The organism is Streptomyces sp. Tek67B01, assembly GCF_055231995.1.
Window position 1 is genome coordinate 1,287,464 of the sequence record NZ_JBUYUY010000001.1, and the last position, 17,818, is coordinate 1,305,281.

The following is a 17,818-nucleotide window of genomic DNA, read 5'->3' on the forward strand; positions in this document are numbered from 1 at the left end:
GCCGGCGCCGCGGCCGGCTCCTCGACGGGCTGCGCCGGGAGCCCGGCGCCTCCCCGGCCCCGCGGACGGGTCCGCCCCGGCCGGGCACGGGGCCGGCCGGGGCGGAACACGTCGGACGGGTCGGCGCGTTGGGTTTTAGCCCAGCGTCGCGATCGCCTTGTTGAAGGAGTCGGACGGACGCATCACCGCGGCGCACTTGGCCGGGTCGGGCTGGTAGTAGCCGCCGATGTCGACCGGGTTGCCCTGCACCGCGACGAGCTCGCCGACGATGGTCTGCTCCAGCTCGGCCAGCGACTTGGCGAGCGGCTCGAAGGCGGCCGCCAGCTTCGGGTCGTCGATCTGGCGGGACAGCTCCTGCGCCCAGTACAGGGCGAGGTAGAAGTGGCTGCCGCGGTTGTCGATGCCGCCCAGCTTGCGGCTCGGCGACTTGTCCTCGTTGAGGAAGGTGCCGGTCGCGCGGTCCAGGGTGTCGGCCAGCACCTGGGCGCGGGCGTTGCCGGTGGTGGTCGCGAGGTGCTCGAAGGAGACGGCCAGCGCGAGGAACTCGCCGAGGGAGTCCCAACGCAGGTAGTTCTCCTTGACGAGCTGCTGCACGTGCTTGGGGGCGGAGCCGCCGGCGCCGGTCTCGAAGAGGCCGCCGCCGTTCATCAGCGGGACGACCGACAGCATCTTGGCGCTGGTGCCCAGTTCCAGGATCGGGAAGAGGTCGGTCAGGTAGTCGCGCAGCACGTTGCCGGTCACCGAGATGGTGTCCTCGCCACGACGGATGCGGTCCAGGGAGAAGGCGGTGGCCTCGACCGGGGAGAGGATCTTGATGGTGAGACCGTCGGTGTCGTGGTCGGCGAGGTACGTCTTGACCTTGGCGATCAGCTGCGCGTCGTGCGCGCGGCCCTCGTCCAGCCAGAAGACGGCCGGGACGCCGGTGGCGCGGGCGCGGGTGACGGCGAGCTTGACCCAGTCCTGGATCGGCGCGTCCTTGGTCTGGCAGGCGCGGAAGACGTCACCGGCGGCGACCTCCTGCTCCAGGACCACGTTGCCCTCGGCGTCGACGAGGCGGACGGTGCCCGCGGCGGCGATCTCGAAGGTCTTGTCGTGGCTGCCGTACTCCTCGGCCTTCTGCGCCATGAGGCCGACGTTCGGCACCGAGCCCATGGTGGCCGGGTCGAAGGCGCCGTGGGCGCGGCAGTCCTCGATGACGGCCTGGTAGACACCGGCGTAGCTGCTGTCCGGGAGGACGGCGAGGGTGTCGGCCTCCTGGCCGTCCGGGCTCCACATGTGGCCGGACGTGCGGATCATGGCCGGCATCGAGGCGTCGACGATGACGTCGGACGGGACGTGCAGGTTGGTGATGCCCTTGTCGGAGTCGACCATGGCGAGGGCCGGGCCGTGGGCCAGCTCGGCCTCGAAGGAGGCCTTGATCTCGTCGCCGAGGTCCGGGACGCCGTCGAGGCCCTTGAGGATCGCGCCGAGGCCGTCGTTCGGGGACAGACCGGCGGCGGCGAGGGCGTCGCCGTAGCGGGCGAAGGTCTTCGGGAAGAAGGCACGGACCACGTGGCCGAAGATGATCGGGTCGGAGACCTTCATCATCGTGGCCTTGAGGTGCACGGAGAACAGGACGCCCTCGGCCTTGGCCCGCTCGATCTGGTCGTTGAGGAAGGTGCGCAGCGCGTCGACGTGCATCACGGACGCGTCGACGACCTCACCGGCGAGGACCGGTACGGACTCGCGGAGCACGGTGGTCGTGCCGTCGGCGGAGACGTGCTCGATGCGGAGCGTGCCGGCCTCGGCCATGACGGCGGACTTCTCGGTGGAGCGGAAGTCGTTCTCGCCCATGGTGGCGACGTTCGTCTTCGACTCGGGGCTCCAGGCGCCCATGCGGTGCGGGTGGGCCTTGGCGTAGTTCTTCACCGAGGCGGGGGCGCGGCGGTCGGAGTTGCCCTCGCGCAGGGCCGGGTTGACGGCGCTGCCCTTGACCTTGTCGTAGCGGGCGCGGATCTCGCGCTCCTCGTCGGTCTTCGGGTCGTCCGGGTAGTTCGGGAGCGCGTAGCCCTGGCCCTGCAGCTCGGCGACCGCGGCCTTGAGCTGCGGGATCGAGGCCGAGATGTTGGGCAGCTTGATGATGTTGGCTTCCGGCGTCTTCGCCAGCTCGCCGAGCTCGGCGAGGGCGTCGGCGACGCGCCGGCCCTCTTCGAGGTACTCGGGGAAGCCGGCGATGATCCGACCGGCCAGGGAGATGTCACGGGTCTCGACATTCACACCGGCCGTCGACGCGTACGCCTGGACCACAGGCAGGAACGAATACGTCGCGAGGGCCGGGGCCTCGTCAGTGTGCGTGTAGATGATGGTCGAGTCAGTCACCGGATGCTCCGCTCCACAGTCTGCGTCTCTCGTCTGCAACATTGCTCGACATCAAGATATCTCGTGATCGGGCCGGTCCGGACAGCCCCCTGGCCGCAAGGTCACGAGAGACATGTCACCCGGCGCGCGAAAGCGCCGCCCACGACTGTTTCCAGCCGGAGGCGGCGCTCGGAACGGAGCGAGCGGCGTTGTGGGGTGCGGTTCGGTGCGGTGGTGGGCGCCCCGGTCAGGCGGCGACGACGTGCTTGGGGTCGGACCCGTACTCGTTCGCGCCCCGCTGTCCCTCGGTGGCCATGAGGACGAGCAGCCAGATACCGCCGATGAACGGGATCAGGCTGATCAGGTACCACCAGCCGGACTTGCCGGTGTCGTGCAGCCGGCGTACGGAGACGCCCAGGCTGGGCAGGAGGACGGCGAGGCTGTAGATCCAGGTGATGACCGGGTAGCTGCCGAGCGCGAAGTCGATGACCATGAGCACGGCCACGATCGGGATGTTCCACAGGACGAACATCCAGTACTCCTGCCGGCGGGCCCGGCCGTCGAAGTCCGCGTAGCGCTTGAGTATGTCCGTGTAGTAGTGCACGGGTCCCCCCAGGGAGCGAATTCGGCCACTCCTCCCGCAGGAGCGACCCCAGGCCGGACTTATGCCCTTCTTACAGCACTCTCAAGCCGATCGGCGGTCGCGAAGATGGGCCGAATTCCGTGTGGAGAAGAGGAGTTGACACCTCCGCCACCGTGGCGCCGATGCGCCCCCGGGTGGCGGGGGATCTGACGGAACCCTTACGGAGCCGCGCGGGAGCCGCCGGCGGGGCGGTGGACTCCGTAGCGTCCGGTGCATGCGCGTACTCGTCACCGGAGGAGCCGGGTTCATCGGCTCCCACATCGTCACGGCCCTGCGCGGGCGCGGGCACCGACCCGTGGTCCTCGACGCCCTGCTGCCGGCCGTCCATCCCGTCCCCCACCAGCCGCCGGGACCCGAATTCGTACGGGCGGACGTCCGCGATCCCGACGCCGTGCGGGCGGCGCTGCGCGGGGTGGACGCGGTCTGTCACCAGGCCGCCATGGTCGGGCTCGGCAAGGACTTCGCCGACGCGCCCGCCTACGTCGGCGCCAATGACCTGGGGACGGCGGTCCTGCTCGCGGCGATGGCCGAAACCGGGGTCCGCGCACTCGTCCTCGCGGGCTCGATGGTGGTCTACGGGGAGGGCCGCTACGAGTGCCCCCGCCACGGGGTGGTGCGGCCCGGGCCGCGCCGGGTGGCGGACCTGACCGAGGGCCTGTTCGAGCCCCGCTGCCCCTCCTGCGGCGCGGAGCTCGCCCCGGGCCTGGTGGACGAGGACGCGCCGGCCGACCCGCGCAACGTGTACGCGACCACCAAGCTGGCCCAGGAACACCTGGCCGCGGCGTGGGCGCGGTGCGTGGACGGCCGGGCGGTGTCGCTGCGCTACCACAACGTGTACGGGCCCGGGATGCCGCGCGACACCCCGTACGCGGGGGTGGCGTCCTTCTTCCGGTCGGCGCTGGCCGCGGGCGAGGCGCCCCGGGTCTTCGAGGACGGGGCCCAGCGGCGCGACTTCGTCCACGTCCGGGACGTCGCGGCCGCCAACGTGGTGGCCCTGGAGGCACTCGGCTCCCCGGACGCCCTGCCGCCGGGCGCCTGCACCCCGTACAACACCGGCAGCGGCGAGCCGCACACGGTCGGGGAGATGGCCTCGGCCCTGGCCGCGGCGCACGGCGGCCCGGAGCCGGTCGTGACGGGCGAGTTCCGCCTGGGCGACGTCCGCCACATCACGGCCGACTCCCGCCGCCTCCGCGCGGACCTGGGCTGGCGCCCGGAGATCTCCTTCGAGAAGGGCATGACGGAGTTCGCCCACGCCCCCCAACGTGCGACGGTCTGAGCCCTGACCGTACGGCCCGTGGGGCGCCCGTATACCGGAGGTACTCGGGCGGCCCCAACGCCGCCGGGGCGGCCCCGGGCCCCGGGCAAACCCCCGGGGGGCGCCTGCGGTGCCGGGGCCGAATACGGGTTGGCGCCAGGCGGAGGAGCACCCGTGTTCCGGAGGTGCTCACGCACACCGCTGGGCCACGCGGTCGCGGTCGGGACCACAGCCGCCGACGGCGCGCGGCGCCAAGCGGAGGACGTCAGCGCGCCCGGAGGTGCTCGGGTGCCCCAACGACGCCGGGGCGGCGCGGCGCCTCCGGGCAGATCGGGGGGGCTGGCCGGGGCCCCGGGCGGTCACGGGGGCTGCGGCGGCGGACGCCACGCGGCGCCGGGCAGAGGGCTGCCCCGGGGTATCGGGCGTCCGACGACGCCGGGCCGGCCGGCCTCCCCGGCACCGCAAGGCGGAGAGGTACCCGCGCAGCGGAGGTACCGGGCGCACACCACTGGGGCCCCGGCGTTTACGGGAAGACCGCGGCGGCGGACGCCGTGCGGCTCCAGGCGGAGAGACGCCCTCCGGGGGTCGGGCAGACCGAGGGCGCCCGTCCAGTGGAGGGTTCGGGCGACGCCCCGACGGTGACGGAGTGGTCCGGGGACGACCGGGCGCCGGGGTGGGCCGGCGAGGGGACCCGCCCGGTCGAAGCCGGGGGGCCCGGGCCGTCGGGGTGGGCCCGGCCCGTCACACCGTGAGTGGCAGGGTTACCTCGAAGCGGCAGCCGCCGGGGACGTTGTGGACCGTGGCGTGGCCGGAGTGGGCCTCGACGATGCCCCGGACGATGGCGAGGCCCAGGCCCGCTCCGGCCGGGGGCGTACGGGCCGTCGTGCCGCGCCAGCCGGTGTCGAAGACGCGGGGCAGGTCCTCGGACGCGATGCCGCCGCAGCCGTCCGTGACGGACAGGACGACCGCCCCGTCCTGCCGCTCGGCGGCGATGGCGACCGTCCCGTCCGCGGGGGTGTGCCGGATCGCGTTGATCAGCAGGTTCGCCAGGACCCGCGTCATCTCCTTGCCGTCCACCTCCACCGGCACCCGCTCGACGGTGTCCCCCACCAGCCGGACCCCGTGCTCGCGCGCCAACGGGTCCACCCCCGACAGCGCGTCCCCGACCAGGTCGTACAGGGACATCCGGCTCGGGGTCAGGCTGAGCGCGCCCGCATGGATGCGGGACAGCTCGAACAGGTCCCCGACCATCGAATTCAGCCGCTCCACCTCGGTGCGGATCTGCCGGTGGTAGCGGGCCGGGTCGGCGGCCATGCCGTCCTCCAGCGCCTCCGACATCGCCCGCAGCCCCGCCAGCGGCGTCCTCAGGTCGTGCGAGATCCAGGCCACCAGCTCCCGCCGCGAGGCCTCCAGCGCGCGCTCCCGCTCCCGGGAGGCGGCCAGCTTCGCGCTGGTCGCCGCCAGCTCCCGGGAGAGCGCGTCCAGTTCGGCGGTGGTCTGCCCGGGCGGGGCGGCGAAGTCGCCTCCGTCGCCGAAGTCGCGGGCCGCGAGGAAGAGTTCCCTGCTGCGGGCGACCACCCACCGCCCCAGCAGGAGCGCGGTGGCCAAGGACACCACCGCCGCCATCGCCGCGACCAGGGTCACCACGCCGAGGTCGTGCGTCGACAGGAACATGGCCTGGGCGACGGCCAGGGTGCCGGCCAGCATCGCGGTGACCGTGACGGCGGCGATGACCGTGAGCGAGACGGCCACCGAGCGGTGCCGCACCAGCCGCAGGACGCCCGCTCCGAGCACCCCGGCGCAGGCCGCCCCGCCGAGGGCGAACAGCGCGATGAGCAGGATGTCGGTCATGCCGTCTCCCCCGCTCCGGCGGTCCGCGCGTCCTCGACACCGGTGGGCGCGTCCTCGGCGCCGGTGGGGTCGAAGCGGTAGCCGACCCCCCACACCGTCTGGATCAGCCGGGGTCGGCCCGGGTCCGTCTCGACCTTCGCGCGCAGCCTTCGTACGTGCACGGTCACCGTCGACAGGTCCCCGAAGTCCCAGCCCCACACCTCGCGCATCAGCTCCTCCCGGCCGTGGGCCCGCCCGGGGTGCCGCAGGAAGTGCGCGAGCAGGTCGAACTCCCGCAGGGTCAGCGTCAGTTCCCGCCCGTCCTTGGTGGCGCGGTGGGTCGCGGGGTCCAGCGCCAACCCGGCGCCCTCAAGGACGCGCGGCGCGCCGACGGGTCCGGCGGGTCCGGCGGGTCCGGCGGGTCCGGCGGGTCCGGCGGGTCCGGCGGGTCCGGCGGCCCGGCTGCGCCGCAGGACGGACGTCACGCGCAGCACCAGCTCGCGCGGGCTGAACGGCTTGGTGACGTAGTCGTCCGCGCCCACCTCCAGGCCCGCGATCCGGTCGTCCTCGTCCCCCCGGGCGGTCAGCATGATCACCGGTACGGGGCCGGCCTCGCGCAGCCTCCGGCACACCTCCAGGCCGTCCAGCCCCGGCAGCATCAGGTCCAGGACCACCAGATCGGGGCGGGCCCGCCCGGCCCGGTCCAGGGCGGACGGTCCGTCATCGGCCTCCTCGACGGTGAACCCGGCGCGCCGCAGGTACTGGGCGACGACCTCGGAGACGGTCGGGTCGTCGTCCACGACGAGGATCCGGGCGGGGGGTGCTTCCATGCTCATGCCCTCCAGCCTCCCATCCGATGCCCGCGCGCGGGGGCGCACGCCTGTCCGGGAAGGGTGACGTCCGCGTTTCGTAAGGAGTCCCGGACCCCATCGGGGCCTCCCGCTTCCTACGGTGAACCCGTGACCATGACCGCGACCGTAGACGTCGTACTCCCCTGTCTGAACGAGGCCGAGGCCCTCCCCTGGGTGCTGGACCGCATCCCCGCCGGCTGGCGGGCCCTGGTCGTGGACAACGGCTCCACCGACGGCTCCGCCGGGATCGCCCGGGCGCTCGGCGCCACCGTGGTGCGCGAGGAGCGGCGCGGGTTCGGCGCCGCCTGCCACGCCGGGCTGCTCGCCTCCGAGGCGGACATCGTCTGCTTCTGCGACTGCGACGCCTCCCTGGACCCCGGGCTGCTGACCGGGTTCGTGGCCTCGGTGGCCGGCGGCGAGGCCGATCTGGTGCTGGGCCGGCGCCGTCCGCAGGGGCGGGGCGCCTGGCCCGCGCACGCCCGGGCCGGGAATCTGGCACTGGCCCGGATGCTGCGCCGCCGGACCGGGTTGGAGCTGCGCGACCTGGGTCCGATGCGGGCCGCGCGGCGAACCGGCCTGTTGGGGTTGGACCTGGCCGACCGGCGCTCCGGGTACCCGCTGGAGATGGTGGTACGGGCGGCGGACGCCGGGTGGCGGGTCCGGGAGGTGGACGTGCCGTACCTGCCCCGGTCCGGGAAGTCGAAGGTGACCGGTACCTGGCTGGGCACCTGGCAGGCCGTGCGGGACATGAGCCGGGTGCTGGCGGAGCCCACCACCGGCCGTCCGGTGGCCGGGGGTGCGCGTTGAGTACGTTGATGGTGATCGCGAAGGAGCCGCTGCCCGGTCGGGTCAAAACCCGGCTGACCCCGCCGTTCACCCCCGCCGAGGCGGCCGGGCTGGCGGAGGCCGCGTTGGCGGACACCCTCGACGCGGTGGCCCGTACGCCCGCCGAGCGGCGGGTGCTCGTACTGCAGGGGCGGCCCGGTCCGTGGCTGCCGCCCGGGTTCGAGGTGGTGCCACAGGTGGCCGGAAGCCTCGACGAGCGGCTCGCGGCCGCCTTCGCGGGGTGCGACGGGCCGGCGCTGCTGATCGGCATGGACACCCCCCAGGTCACGCCGGAGTTGCTGGATGTCGACTGGTCGCAGCGCGACGCGTGGTTCGGGCCGGCGGCGGACGGGGGCTTCTGGGCGCTCGGCCTGGCGGCGCCGGACCCCTCGCTGTTGCTGGGCGTACCGATGTCCGTGGCCGAGACGGGCGCCGTCCAGTACGAGCGGCTGCGCGCGGCGGGGCTGCGGATCGGGCGGCTGCCGGTGCTGCGGGACGTGGACACCGCCGAGGACGCCCGGCTGGTGGCGGCGCACGCCCCGGCGGGTGCCTTCGCGGCCCGGCTGGCCGGGCTCGCCCGGGCGGCCCGCCGATGAGCGCGCCGGGGGCGGTCGCGGCCTGGTCGGCGGACCCGTACACCGTCGCGCTGCGCAGTGGCCGGGGCCCGCTGTTCCTGCGACGCGGCGACGGCTGGCTGTTGCCACTGGACGTGGAGCGCTGGTGCGAGGAGCCCGACGGGGCGGACTGGACGGTGCTGGACCGCTGCCGGGGCTCGGTGTTGGACATCGGCTGCGGTCCCGGCCGGCTGGTGTCGGCGCTGGCCGCCCTGGGACACCGCGCGCTGGGGATCGACGTCAGCCCGGAGGCGGTGGCCCTCACGGCCCGCTCGGGCGGTACGGCGCTGCACCGGTCGGTCTTCGACGCCCTGCCCGGGGAGGGGCGTTGGGACACGGCGCTGTTGATCGACGGGAACATCGGGATCGGCGGCGACCCGGCGGCGCTGCTGCGGCGGATGGCCGAGGTGCTGGCCGGGTCCGGCACGCTGGTCGTCGAGTGTGCCGAGGTGGAGGTCGACGAGCGCTGCGAGGTGCGCGTCGCGGACGGGCGGGGTGGCCTCGGCACCCCGTTCCCGTGGGCCCGCGTCGGCCCGGCGGCGCTGGCCGCGCACGCGTCGGCGTCGGGATGGACTCCGTCGCACCGTTGGTCGGTGCGGGGCCGGGTGTTCGTGGAACTGGCACGTACCGGCCGACCGGGCCGACCGGTCCGTCTCTGACCCGCTCGCCCCGGAGGGCCCGGTCAGGCCGTTTCGGTGCCCGGCGACAGCCGCGGTAGCCGGTGGGTGTATCGGATGGCCGGGCGGCCGTTGACGCGGGTGTCGCCGGTGGCGGTGAAGCCGTTGCGGGTGAGGACGGTCGTGGAGGCCGGGTTGTCGAGGGTGGTGAGCGCGGTGAGTTCGCGGAGCCCGTACGGGCCGGCGGCCAGTCGGCGGACATCGCCGACCGCCGCCGTCGCCAGACCGCGGCCGGCCGCGCCCTCTCCGATCCGGTAGCCGAGTTCGGCGCTCCCGTCCAGGACGTCCACGAGGTTGATCCGCCCGACCAACATCCCCTCGATGTCGAACACGAGGTGGAAGTGGCAGACGCCCGCCTCCTGTTCGGCGAGCAGGGCACGGTGGCGGTCGGCGAAACCGGTGAAGTACGCGTCGCCCCGGTCCGGCACGGTGCGCGCGAAGTACGCCCTGTTGGCCCGCTCGAAGGCGAACAGGGCGTCCGCGTGGTCCGTCCTCAGCCGCTCCAATACCACCATGGCCCCGAGCATACGTACGTATGCTCGGGGCCCGTCACACGTCCCGCCGGCGGCGGGCGCGGGAGCGTGCCGCCGAGACCACCGCGAGGAGCCCGGCGACCACGGCCACCGCCCCCAGGACCAGCAGCAGGTTCCTCCCGTACGGGAGCGGCAGCGCCGACGTGTTGGGCGGGCTCCCGGGGCGCACCAGCAGCGGCAGGGTGACCAGCACCACCGCGCCGCCGGTGAGCAGCGCCCCGCGCAGCAGCCCCCGCGCGGGCAGCGCCGCGACCAGCAGGCCGACGCCCAACACCAGCGGGGCGATGACCGCGTCGTGCAGGACGAGCGCGCCGCCGAGCCAGACGAGTACGTCGAGGGGATCGGGCAGCACGGCCACCAGCCGGGCCCCGACGGCGATCAGCAGCAGCCCGAGGGCGCCGAGGGTGTACCGGTAGGTCTTCACAGCACCTCCAGCCGGGTGACCCACTTGGTCTGGAGCACGCCCGGCCGGTTGGGGGCGATGATCCGCGCCGGATAGCCGTGGTCCACGGACAGCACCTCACCGCCGAGTTCCAGGGCGAGCAGCGTCAGCGGGTCCTCCGCGTAGTCGCGGCCCATCTCCATCACCCGGTAGGCGCCCGAGGTCTCCAGCGAGGTGACGCGCACTCCGGCCCCGGGTGGCGCCCCCGCCCGCGCGAGCAGGTCGCTGATCCGGACCCCGCGCCAGCGCGCCTCCACGCTCCAACCCTCCACACAGGCGATGGGCAGCCGTACGGACGTCTGCGGCAGTCCACGGAGTTGATCGAGCGTCAGCCGGTACGTGGTCGGCCCGATCACCTCCAGCCGCCAGTCGTCCAGGGCCTCGGTGGTGATCCCCGCGGCCTCGGCCGTCCGGTTCACCGGCAGTCCCATCGGTCCGATGTCGGGATGCCTGGGCGCGAGCAGGTCCAGCCGCTTGAGCGGGGTGAAGGCCTGGCCGACGGTGGTGAGGGTGATCACGCCGATGGCGGCGCCGGCGCCGAAGAGCAGCGCGCGCCGGTCCGGGCCGTCCGACGCCGGGAGTTCGAGCGTCCCGGGCGAGCGGCGTCCCCAGTGGGCCCTGATCTCGGGGGCCTTGACGGCGACGTGGAGCAGGATCGAGCCGATGGCGACCCAGGCCAGCGCGAAGTGGGTCTGGATGAACCCGAAGGGCCACGGGTACCACTCGACGATGTTGAGCAGTCCGGTGAAGACCTCCAGGACGGCGGACGCCACCAGCAGGGCGACCGACAGCCGTTCCAGCGCGTGCCGCACTCCGCGCACGGGCGGCCAGGCGAACAGCCTCGGGTAGACCGTCCACAACTTGACCAGGAGCAGCACGATCGCCGCGAGGCCGGTCCCGATGTGCAGGCCCTGGCTGAGCCGGTATCCCCAGATCGGTCGGGCGGGCAGCGCGTCCGCCGCCCAGGAGGGCGGGTGCTGGAGGTAGTGGCTGATCAGGCCGGTGATGAAGCAGACGGCGAAGGCCGCGCCGAGCCAGCGCCCCACGGCGGTGGCCGTGCGGGCGTCGTGCAGCCGCCCGGAGAAGGAGGGGGGCCGGACCCGGAGGGAGGGCAGTCGTCCGGCGAACCGGGGCGGTCGCACGGAGGGGAGCGGGAACCGCCACCTGCCGCGAGGGGCTTGGGGAGTCATGGTTCCCATCACACCGCCGCCGGGCGCCGCGCGGGCGGTTCGACACCTTACGAAACGCGGACGTCGGGCCAGGTCACGCGTCTGGCGCGGGTGCCCGCTGGGAGGCTGGCCCGATGAACGAGCCAAGCCGCCTCCCCCGCACCCGCACCGCCGTCACCGTCCTGCTGCTCGCCGCCCTGACGGCCGTCCTCGTGCCGGCCGTCCGCGACGAGGGCTACGTCACCGACCCGGCGACGCTCACGTGGTGGTACGCCGCCGCCTGGGCGCTGTTCGCCGCTGCCGTGTGGTCGTTGCGCGGCGTGCCGCGGCGGCTGGTGGTCCCGCTGGTACTGGCGGGCGCGCTGGCCGTGGCGCTGGCGGGGCTCGCCGGGCCACCGCTGACCAGCACCGATTCCTTCCGCTATGCCTGGGACGGCCGGGTCCAGGCCGCCGGGATCTCCCCGTACGACCACGCCCCGGCGGACCCGGCGCTGCGCGGGCTGCGCGACGAGTGGCTGTTCCCGCGCGGAGGGTCCGCCTGCGCCGGACCGAACCGGGTCGCGGTGGAGCCGGGGGTGTGCACCCGCATCAACCGGCCGACCGTGCACACGATCTACCCGCCCGTGGCGGAGGGGTACTTCGCCCTCGTGCACGTCCTGTCGCCGGCCGGGGTGCGCCACAAGGCGCTCCAGGTCGGTGGCGCGCTGACGGCGCTCGCCGTCACGGGGGCCCTGCTGCTGGTCCGGCGGCGCGCGGGCGCCGATCCGCGTACGGTCGCGTACTGGTCGTGGTGCCCGGCGGTCGCGGTGGAGGCGGTGAACAACGCGCACGTGGACGGTCTGGCGGTGCTGCTGTCGGTGGCCGCGTTGGGGGTGGTGGTGCGCCGGCGGGTCGCGGGAGGGGCGCTGTTCGGGCTGGCGGTCGCCGCGAAGCTGCTGCCGGCCGTCCTGCTGCCGGGAGCGCTGGCGGGCGTACGGCGGTGGCGGGACGCGGCGGCCCTGTTGCTGCCGACGGCCGCGGTGGTGGTGCTGGCGTACCTGCCGTACGTACTCGTGTCCCGCTCGTCGGTCTTCGGGTACCTCGGCGGGTACGCGCAGGAGGAGGGGTACCAGGACCCGGGCGCGGGCGGCCGGTACGCGCTGCTGCGGCTGGTGCTCCCGGCGTCCTGGGCGGTACCGGCCGTGGCGCTCGGGATGGCGGCGGTGGTGGCGTACGTCTGGTGGCGCGGCGATCCGTCGCGGCCGTGGAGCGGCGCGCTGACGGTGACCGGTACCGCCTTCCTGCTGATGACGCCGGGGTACTCCTGGTACGCGCTGCTGCTGGTCGCCCTGGTGGCGCTGGACGGCCGCGCGGAGTGGCTGGGGGTGGCGGTCGCGGGCGCCGCGGCGTACGTCTGCGCGCCCGCGCTGGGTGCCGAGACGGTGCGGGTGGCGTACGGGCTGGCGGCCGCGGCGGTGTTGGCGGGGTGGGCGGCCCGGGCCGGGAAGGGGCTCCGGTCCGGGCCGCCGCGGGTGGCTCAGCCGATGTGGAAGGAGTCCCCGTAGACCTTCCAGTCGAGCGGTGTGGCCAGGCCCAGGTTGCCCTTCTTCAGGAAGACCCGCTGTGCGGTGTCGACGCGGCTGGTGTCGCTGTGCGCCTCCTCCTGCTTCATCGCCCAGACGCGGGCGTCGAGGAAGGCGTTCAGCCAGGTGGTCTCGTTGCCGCCCTGCGCCGGGGGCTTGGCCTTGGACAGGGCACGCCCCCGGATGTTGCGGAAGCTGGTGGAATCGCTGCCGTCGCCGTGCATGACGATGGCGTCGTAGTAGATGAACTGGCCGAGCGCGGCGACCCCGTCGGCCTTGCCCTGCTTGACGGCGGGGTCGAAGTACACCCGGTCCCGTTCGTGGTCCTGGGCCTTCTTGAACTCGGTGTCCTGGGCGGCCTTCGCCCAGTCCTTGGTGAAGTTCGGGTCCAGGCCCTTGTGCGAGTCGGTGCCGTCCACCTTGCGCAGTGCCGGCAGGTACTTGGCGAGCACGTTGCCGGGCTTGACCTGCGTGTAGTACTCGACGAGGTCGAGCATGTCGCCGGTGCCCGAGCAGAAGCCGATGATCCCGGCCGTGTAGCCGCGGCCGTCGTCTATGTCCTCGATGTACTTGTACTGCGCCTTCCAGTCGAGCGAGGAGTTCTCGGCGCTGGAGACGATCTGCATGGCGATGTCCTTCTTCGCCGGGTCGTCGAGTCCGGTCGCCTTGACGGCCGCCGCGGGAGGGGCGGACGCGGGAAGGGCCGCCGCGGGCGCGGCGCCGGTGGCGTGCGCGGCGACGGGGACGGCGAGCAGCGCCGCGCCCAGGAGCGCGCCGACCGCGAGGGTCTTGTTCTTGTGGTGGGGGGCGAACACAAGGCCTCCATACGGGGGTTGAAGCTTCCAATTCCGTTAGGAAACTTTCCTACCAGATAATGCGACGGGCGAAAACCCTGTTGTCATTTCCGGAGCAAACCAATCCGCGGGGGGCACCCGCTCCGAAAGCCTGGGTAGGACTGATCACCACGCCCACTCCGGAGGACGACCCGCCATGACCCGTACGCGAAGCGTCCGCACCGGCCTCCCGAGGGGGTCCGCGTGCGACAGCGACCGGTGACCTTCGGCGCGCCACCGGAGCGCTCCGGACCCGACCTCCCCGCCCTGATGCACCTGATCGCCCGGGGCGACCAGGACGCCTTCGCCGAGCTGTACGGGGTGATCGCCGGTCCCGTGCACGGGATCGTCGTCAGGGTCCTGCGCGACCGCGCGCAGTCGGAGGAGGTCACCCAGGAGGTGCTGATCGAGGTCTGGCGGCAGGCTCCGCGTTACCGTCCCGACAAGGGCAGCGTCATGACCTGGGTGATGACCATCGCCCACCGCCGGGCGGTGGACCGGGTCCGCTCGGCCCAGGCGGCGACGGCGCGGGAGCAGGACAACGCGGCGCGGGAGCACACACGCGCCTACGACGAGGTGAGCGAGCGGGTGGAGATCCGGCTGGAGAGCGAGCAGGTACGCCGCTGCGTGCGCGGGCTCACCGAACTCCAGCGGCAGGCCGTCCATCTGGCGTACTACGGCGGACTCACCTACCGCGAGGTCGCCGAGACCCTGAGCACCCCGCTCCCCACGGTCAAGACACGGCTGCGCGACGGACTGATCCGGCTGCGCGACTGCATGGGGGTCACCGCATGAGCGTCGACGCCGACCAGATGCACGCGCTGTCCGGCGCCTACGCCCTCGACGCGCTGGACCCCGGGGAACGGGAGGCGTTCGCTCACCACCTGACCCGCTGCCCGTCGTGTGCGCAGGAGGTACGGGAGTTCGCCGCCACGGCGGCCCGACTGGGTTCGGCGGTCGCCCTGGCCCCGCCGGCCGCGATGCGGGCCGAGGTGCTGGCCCGCGTCGACGCGACACGGCAACAGCCCCCGCCGCGGCGGGGGATCGTCGCCCTGCGCGGACGGGCCCTGCCGCTGGCGCTGGCGGCCTGCCTGGCCGGAGGGCTGGCGCTGGGCGGCGCCGCGCTGTGGCAGCGCGAGCAGGCCCGGGAGTCCGCCCGCGCGGTGCACGACCTGCGGGACCTGACCGAGGTGATCACCGCCTCCGACGCCCGTACGGTCACCGGCCGTTCGGCGTCGGGCGCGAGGGCGACCGTGGTGGTCAGCGCGGCCCGGGACCGGGCGGCCTTCCTGAGCTCCGGGCTGCCGGCCGCCCCGGCGGGCAAGACGTATCAGCTGTGGTTCGCGGACGGCGGGGGGATGCGCCCGGCCGGCCTCGTCCCGGGCGACGGCGGCACCCTGATGAGCGGCCCGGTGGGCGGGGCCACCGCGGTCGGGCTGACCTTGGAACCGGCGGGCGGCTCGGCACGGCCGACGTCCCGGCCCCTGATGCTGATGAGCCTGGCCGCCGCCCGTGCCCGCTGACGGCGGGGCCCCGGCGGCCGTTTCGCCTCAGCGACCTCCGCCCGGCCCCGGGCCGGGGCCGGGGCGGGCGCCGCAGAGGTGCGCCGCGGACGTCACCGGCCGCGGGCTCAGAGCCAGCCGTTGCGCCGGAAGCCGCGGTGGATCACGTAGCAGGCGAGCGCCATGACGGCGACGACGATCTCGTAGCCGAACCTCCAGTGCAGTTCCGGCATGTGGTCGAAGTTCATGCCGTACACCCCGCAGACCATGGTCGGGAATGCGACGATCGCCGCCCAGGCCGTGATCTTGCGCATGTCCTCGTTCTGGGCGACGGTCACCTGCGCCAGGTGCGCCTGGAGGATCGAATCGAGGAGGGAGTCGTAGGAGTTGATCTGCTCGGTGGCGCGGGAGAGGTGGTCGGCCACGTCGCGGAAGTAGGCGCGGATCTCGGGCGGGATCACCGGTATCGGCTGCGTGGCCAGCAGTTGCAGCGGACGGGCCAGCGGCGCCACCGCCCGGCGCATTTCGAGCAGCTCGCGCTTGAGCTGGTAGATCCGGCCCGCGTCCCCGCCCGCGCCGCTCTCGCTGAACACGGCGGTCTCCACGGCGTCCATGTCGCTCTGCACGGCGTCCGTGACGGCCACATAGTCGTCCACGACGTGGTCGGCCATCGCGTGCAGGACGGCGGCCGGCCCCTTGGCGAGTTGGTCCGGCGCGGCTTCCAGTGCCTCGCGGACGGGTCCGAGGGTGCCCTGTCCTCCGTGCCGGATGGTGATGACGAAGTCCTCGCCGGTGAAGGCCATCAGCTCGCCGGTCTCGACGACCTCGCTGGTCGCGGTCAGCTCCTCGTGCTCGACGTAGCGGACCGTCTTGAAGACGGCGAAGAGGGTGTCGTCGTAGCGTTCCACCTTGGGCCGCTGGTGCGCGTTCACGGCGTCCTCGACCGCGAGCGGGTGCAGTCCGAACAGCGCGGCCAGGCCGGCGAATTCCTCCTGGGACGGCTCGTGCAGGCCGATCCAGACGAAACCGTCGCCCGCCTTGCGGACCCGGCGCAGCGCCTCCTCCGCGTCGGCGCAGCCGTCCTGGCGGACACCGTCGCGGTAGACCACGCAGTTGACGACCGCGCTGCCGAGCGGGGAGCGGGCCGGGTGGCTGAGGTCGACGGCCCGGCGGTAGCCGATGCGCACGGCCCGGCGCAGGCTGCTGAACATGGACAACGGGGTACTTCCCTTCGGCGGATCAGCGGCCAGTCTGTCACCGCTGCCGAGCGCCCTCTCGGCGCGTCCCCCCGAAGCCACCCTCCCGGCCCTCCCCCGGTGCGGACGGGGCCGGGAGGGACGCCCGGCGGCCCCGGACCGGCCCGTCAGCCGCGGTCGATGAAGACGCTGGTCGACTTGACGCGGGCGACGGCCCGGGCCCCGACCTCCAGGCCGAGTTCCTCCACCGCTTCCCTCGTCAGCAGGGAGACCACGCGGTGCGGCCCCGCCTGGATCTCCACCTGCGCGTCGACGATGCCGAGCTTCACGGCGGTGACGATCCCCGGAAAGGCGTTGCGTGCCGAGGTGTGAGGGGTGTCGTCGCCGTCCGCCCCCTCCCGCGCCAGCTCTACGCAGAAGGCCGCGAGGTCGGGGCCGTCGACCATCCGCCGGAGCCCGTCGCGTCGGGTCGGGAACCGTTCGGCGTCGGCCCAGCGGCGCGCCGTGTCGACGCTCACGCCGAGCAGCCGGGCCGCCTGGCCGATCGTGTAGGAGTCCATGGCGCCACCCTAGAGCGTCAGGTCCGCGGGCAGGAGCGCCTCCGCCGCGGCCCGGGCGATCACCGTCGCGACGGCCGCCAGCGCGGGCGAGTCCAGCTTCCACTGCTGCCAGTACAGCGGCACGTCCATCGGCCGCGCGGGGGTCAACAGGACCAGCGCCCCCGCCCGCAGCAACGGCTCCGCCTGCGGTTGCGGCACCATCCCCCAGCCGAGTCCCGCCGCCACGGCGTCACGGAAGCCCTCCGAGGTCGGCACGAGGTGCCGGGCGGGAGCGGCCGCGGCGTCCTGCGCGCCCGGGCCGGCGAGCGACCGCGCGAACCTGTCCTGCAACTCGTCCCGGCGGTCGAACACGATCGCCGGCGCCTCCCGGAGCCGATCGGCCAGGCCGCCGGGTCCGGCCAGGTACCGGGACACGAACCCGGGGCTCGCCACCGGCAGGTAACGCGCGAGACCCAGTGGCCGCACCGTGCAGCCCGCCACCGGGTCGGGCGAGGAGGTCACCGCCGCCATCACCTGCCCCTCCCGCAGCAGGGCCGTCGTGTGCGCCTCGTCCTCGCGGTGCAGCTCGAAGCTGACCGGCGGGTCCTGCGGCACCCGGGTCAGCGCCGGCAGGAACCAGGTGGCGAGCGAGTCCGCGTTGACCGCGATCGGCAGCCGCACCGGCCCCCGCCCGTCGGCCATGCCCATGCCCAGCTCGGCCCGGGCGTCGCGCTCCAGCCGGGCCAACTGCCGCGCGAAGCGGACCACCACCTGCCCGGACTCGGTGGCCCGCACCGGTTTCGTCCGCATCAGCAGCACCCGCCCGGTGCGCTGCTCCAGCGCCTTGACCCGCTGGCTGACGGCGGAGGGCGTCACGTGCAGGGCGGCCGCCGCCGCGTCGAAGGTGCCCTCGTCGACCACGGCGAGGAGCGTCCGTACTTGGTCCAGGGGAAGCTCGTCCATCACGAGTGCTAATGCTACGTAAAAATCTTTAGCTGTACTGCACAGAC

At 73.9% G+C, this 17,818-nt stretch carries 18 protein-coding genes; 7 read left to right on the forward strand and 11 right to left on the reverse strand.

The annotated features are described in order from the left end of the window. Positions 1 to 135: 135 nt before the first annotated feature. Entirely contained in the window at positions 136 to 2,358 is a 2,223-nt protein-coding gene (locus ACV7NM_RS05930; RefSeq protein ID WP_463409270.1) for an NADP-dependent isocitrate dehydrogenase, read from the reverse strand. Positions 2,359 to 2,584: 226 nt separating this feature from the next. Continuing rightward, complete coding sequence (locus ACV7NM_RS05935) at positions 2,585 to 2,941, reverse strand: DUF805 domain-containing protein (RefSeq protein WP_463409271.1); 357 nt, start codon at positions 2,939 to 2,941, stop codon at positions 2,585 to 2,587. Positions 2,942 to 3,194: 253 nt separating this feature from the next. Between ACV7NM_RS05935 and ACV7NM_RS05940 the strand changes: the two genes are divergently transcribed. Beyond that, positions 3,195 to 4,256 (forward strand): NAD-dependent epimerase/dehydratase family protein, encoded by a 1,062-nt coding sequence (locus ACV7NM_RS05940; protein ID WP_463409272.1) that lies wholly within the window; start codon positions 3,195 to 3,197, stop codon positions 4,254 to 4,256. Positions 4,257 to 4,976: 720 nt separating this feature from the next. Here ACV7NM_RS05940 and ACV7NM_RS05945 read toward each other — a convergent pair. Beyond that, positions 4,977 to 6,086, reverse strand: coding sequence for a sensor histidine kinase (locus tag ACV7NM_RS05945; RefSeq protein WP_463409273.1), 1,110 nt, complete (start codon positions 6,084 to 6,086; stop codon positions 4,977 to 4,979). Further along, complete coding sequence (locus ACV7NM_RS05950) at positions 6,083 to 6,901, reverse strand: response regulator transcription factor (protein ID WP_463409274.1); 819 nt, start codon at positions 6,899 to 6,901, stop codon at positions 6,083 to 6,085. The genes ACV7NM_RS05945 and ACV7NM_RS05950 overlap by 4 nt, the downstream gene beginning before the upstream one ends. Before the next feature lie 129 nt (positions 6,902 to 7,030). Here ACV7NM_RS05950 and ACV7NM_RS05955 point away from each other — a divergent pair, with 129 nt between their 5' ends. Genes ACV7NM_RS05955 through ACV7NM_RS05965 form a run of 3 tightly spaced genes read left to right on the forward strand, consistent with a single transcriptional unit; the run spans position 7,031 to position 9,014 of the window. After that, positions 7,031 to 7,723 (forward strand): glycosyltransferase family 2 protein, encoded by a 693-nt coding sequence (locus ACV7NM_RS05955; RefSeq protein WP_463409275.1) that lies wholly within the window; start codon positions 7,031 to 7,033, stop codon positions 7,721 to 7,723. Continuing rightward, positions 7,720 to 8,337: a TIGR04282 family arsenosugar biosynthesis glycosyltransferase gene (locus ACV7NM_RS05960; RefSeq protein WP_463409276.1), complete on the forward strand. Its 618-nt coding sequence runs from the start codon at positions 7,720 to 7,722 to the stop codon at positions 8,335 to 8,337. The genes ACV7NM_RS05955 and ACV7NM_RS05960 overlap by 4 nt, the downstream gene beginning before the upstream one ends. Then, positions 8,334 to 9,014 (forward strand): class I SAM-dependent methyltransferase, encoded by a 681-nt coding sequence (locus ACV7NM_RS05965; RefSeq protein ID WP_463409277.1) that lies wholly within the window; start codon positions 8,334 to 8,336, stop codon positions 9,012 to 9,014. Before ACV7NM_RS05960 ends, ACV7NM_RS05965 begins: the two co-directional genes overlap by 4 nt. A 23-nt stretch (positions 9,015 to 9,037) precedes the next feature. Here the strand turns inward: ACV7NM_RS05965 and ACV7NM_RS05970 are convergent, their stop codons facing one another. Genes ACV7NM_RS05970 through ACV7NM_RS05980 form a run of 3 tightly spaced genes read right to left on the reverse strand, consistent with a single transcriptional unit; the run spans position 9,038 to position 11,197 of the window. Next, on the reverse strand, positions 9,038 to 9,547 hold the full coding sequence (locus tag ACV7NM_RS05970; RefSeq protein WP_463409278.1) for a GNAT family N-acetyltransferase: 510 nt from the start codon (positions 9,545 to 9,547) through the stop codon (positions 9,038 to 9,040). 34 nt (positions 9,548 to 9,581) lie between these two features. Further along, a complete protein-coding gene (locus tag ACV7NM_RS05975; RefSeq protein WP_463409279.1) occupies positions 9,582 to 9,989 on the reverse strand; it encodes a hypothetical protein in 408 nt (135 codons plus the stop codon). Then, the gene (locus ACV7NM_RS05980; protein WP_463409280.1) at positions 9,986 to 11,197 is read right to left on the reverse strand and encodes a molybdopterin-dependent oxidoreductase; all 1,212 of its coding nucleotides are present in this window, start codon (positions 11,195 to 11,197) and stop codon (positions 9,986 to 9,988) included. The genes ACV7NM_RS05975 and ACV7NM_RS05980 overlap by 4 nt, the downstream gene beginning before the upstream one ends. A 113-nt stretch (positions 11,198 to 11,310) precedes the next feature. Between ACV7NM_RS05980 and ACV7NM_RS05985 the strand changes: the two genes are divergently transcribed. Further along, positions 11,311 to 12,720 carry a glycosyltransferase family 87 protein gene (locus ACV7NM_RS05985; RefSeq protein WP_463409281.1) on the forward strand — a complete coding sequence of 470 codons (1,410 nt, stop codon included), beginning with the start codon at positions 11,311 to 11,313 and terminating at the stop codon, positions 12,718 to 12,720. Here the strand turns inward: ACV7NM_RS05985 and ACV7NM_RS05990 are convergent. Further along, positions 12,693 to 13,553 carry a chitosanase gene (locus ACV7NM_RS05990; RefSeq protein ID WP_463409282.1) on the reverse strand — a complete coding sequence of 287 codons (861 nt, stop codon included), beginning with the start codon at positions 13,551 to 13,553 and terminating at the stop codon, positions 12,693 to 12,695. The genes ACV7NM_RS05985 and ACV7NM_RS05990 overlap by 28 nt on opposite strands. A 222-nt stretch (positions 13,554 to 13,775) precedes the next feature. Between ACV7NM_RS05990 and ACV7NM_RS05995 the strand changes: the two genes are divergently transcribed. Then, positions 13,776 to 14,366: a sigma-70 family RNA polymerase sigma factor gene (locus ACV7NM_RS05995; RefSeq protein WP_463409283.1), complete on the forward strand. Its 591-nt coding sequence runs from the start codon at positions 13,776 to 13,778 to the stop codon at positions 14,364 to 14,366. Beyond that, positions 14,363 to 15,094, forward strand: coding sequence for an anti-sigma factor (locus ACV7NM_RS06000; protein WP_463409284.1), 732 nt, complete (start codon positions 14,363 to 14,365; stop codon positions 15,092 to 15,094). The genes ACV7NM_RS05995 and ACV7NM_RS06000 overlap by 4 nt, the downstream gene beginning before the upstream one ends. A 107-nt stretch (positions 15,095 to 15,201) precedes the next feature. On the opposite strand, the gene corA is transcribed toward ACV7NM_RS06000, so the two are convergent. The 3 genes from corA to ACV7NM_RS06015 form a co-directional block, all read right to left on the reverse strand. Next, complete coding sequence (gene corA / locus ACV7NM_RS06005; protein WP_463409285.1) at positions 15,202 to 16,284, reverse strand: magnesium/cobalt transporter CorA; 1,083 nt, start codon at positions 16,282 to 16,284, stop codon at positions 15,202 to 15,204. A gap of 152 nt (positions 16,285 to 16,436) precedes the next feature. Continuing rightward, on the reverse strand, positions 16,437 to 16,829 hold the full coding sequence (locus tag ACV7NM_RS06010; protein ID WP_463409286.1) for a TOBE domain-containing protein: 393 nt from the start codon (positions 16,827 to 16,829) through the stop codon (positions 16,437 to 16,439). A 9-nt stretch (positions 16,830 to 16,838) separates the two neighbouring features. Continuing rightward, positions 16,839 to 17,771 (reverse strand): LysR family transcriptional regulator ArgP, encoded by a 933-nt coding sequence (locus tag ACV7NM_RS06015; protein WP_463413847.1) that lies wholly within the window; start codon positions 17,769 to 17,771, stop codon positions 16,839 to 16,841. Positions 17,772 to 17,818 lie beyond the last annotated feature (47 nt).

Coding starts and splice junctions, on each gene's coding strand:
- ACV7NM_RS05940 (WP_463409272.1), top strand. CDS start 3,195: ATGCGCGTACTCGTCACCGGAGGAGCCGGGTTCATCGGCTCCCACATC.
- ACV7NM_RS05955 (WP_463409275.1), top strand. CDS start 7,031: ATGACCGCGACCGTAGACGTCGTACTCCCCTGTCTGAACGAGGCCGAG.
- ACV7NM_RS05945 (WP_463409273.1), bottom strand. CDS start 6,086: ATGACCGACATCCTGCTCATCGCGCTGTTCGCCCTCGGCGGGGCGGCC.
- ACV7NM_RS05970 (WP_463409278.1), bottom strand. CDS start 9,547: ATGGTGGTATTGGAGCGGCTGAGGACGGACCACGCGGACGCCCTGTTC.
- ACV7NM_RS06000 (WP_463409284.1), top strand. CDS start 14,363: ATGAGCGTCGACGCCGACCAGATGCACGCGCTGTCCGGCGCCTACGCC.
- ACV7NM_RS05980 (WP_463409280.1), bottom strand. CDS start 11,197: ATGACTCCCCAAGCCCCTCGCGGCAGGTGGCGGTTCCCGCTCCCCTCC.
- ACV7NM_RS05950 (WP_463409274.1), bottom strand. CDS start 6,901: ATGAGCATGGAAGCACCCCCCGCCCGGATCCTCGTCGTGGACGACGAC.
- ACV7NM_RS06010 (WP_463409286.1), bottom strand. CDS start 16,829: ATGGACTCCTACACGATCGGCCAGGCGGCCCGGCTGCTCGGCGTGAGC.
- corA (WP_463409285.1), bottom strand. CDS start 16,284: ATGTTCAGCAGCCTGCGCCGGGCCGTGCGCATCGGCTACCGCCGGGCC.
- ACV7NM_RS05965 (WP_463409277.1), top strand. CDS start 8,334: ATGAGCGCGCCGGGGGCGGTCGCGGCCTGGTCGGCGGACCCGTACACC.
- ACV7NM_RS05985 (WP_463409281.1), top strand. CDS start 11,311: ATGAACGAGCCAAGCCGCCTCCCCCGCACCCGCACCGCCGTCACCGTC.
- ACV7NM_RS06015 (WP_463413847.1), bottom strand. CDS start 17,771: ATGGACGAGCTTCCCCTGGACCAAGTACGGACGCTCCTCGCCGTGGTC.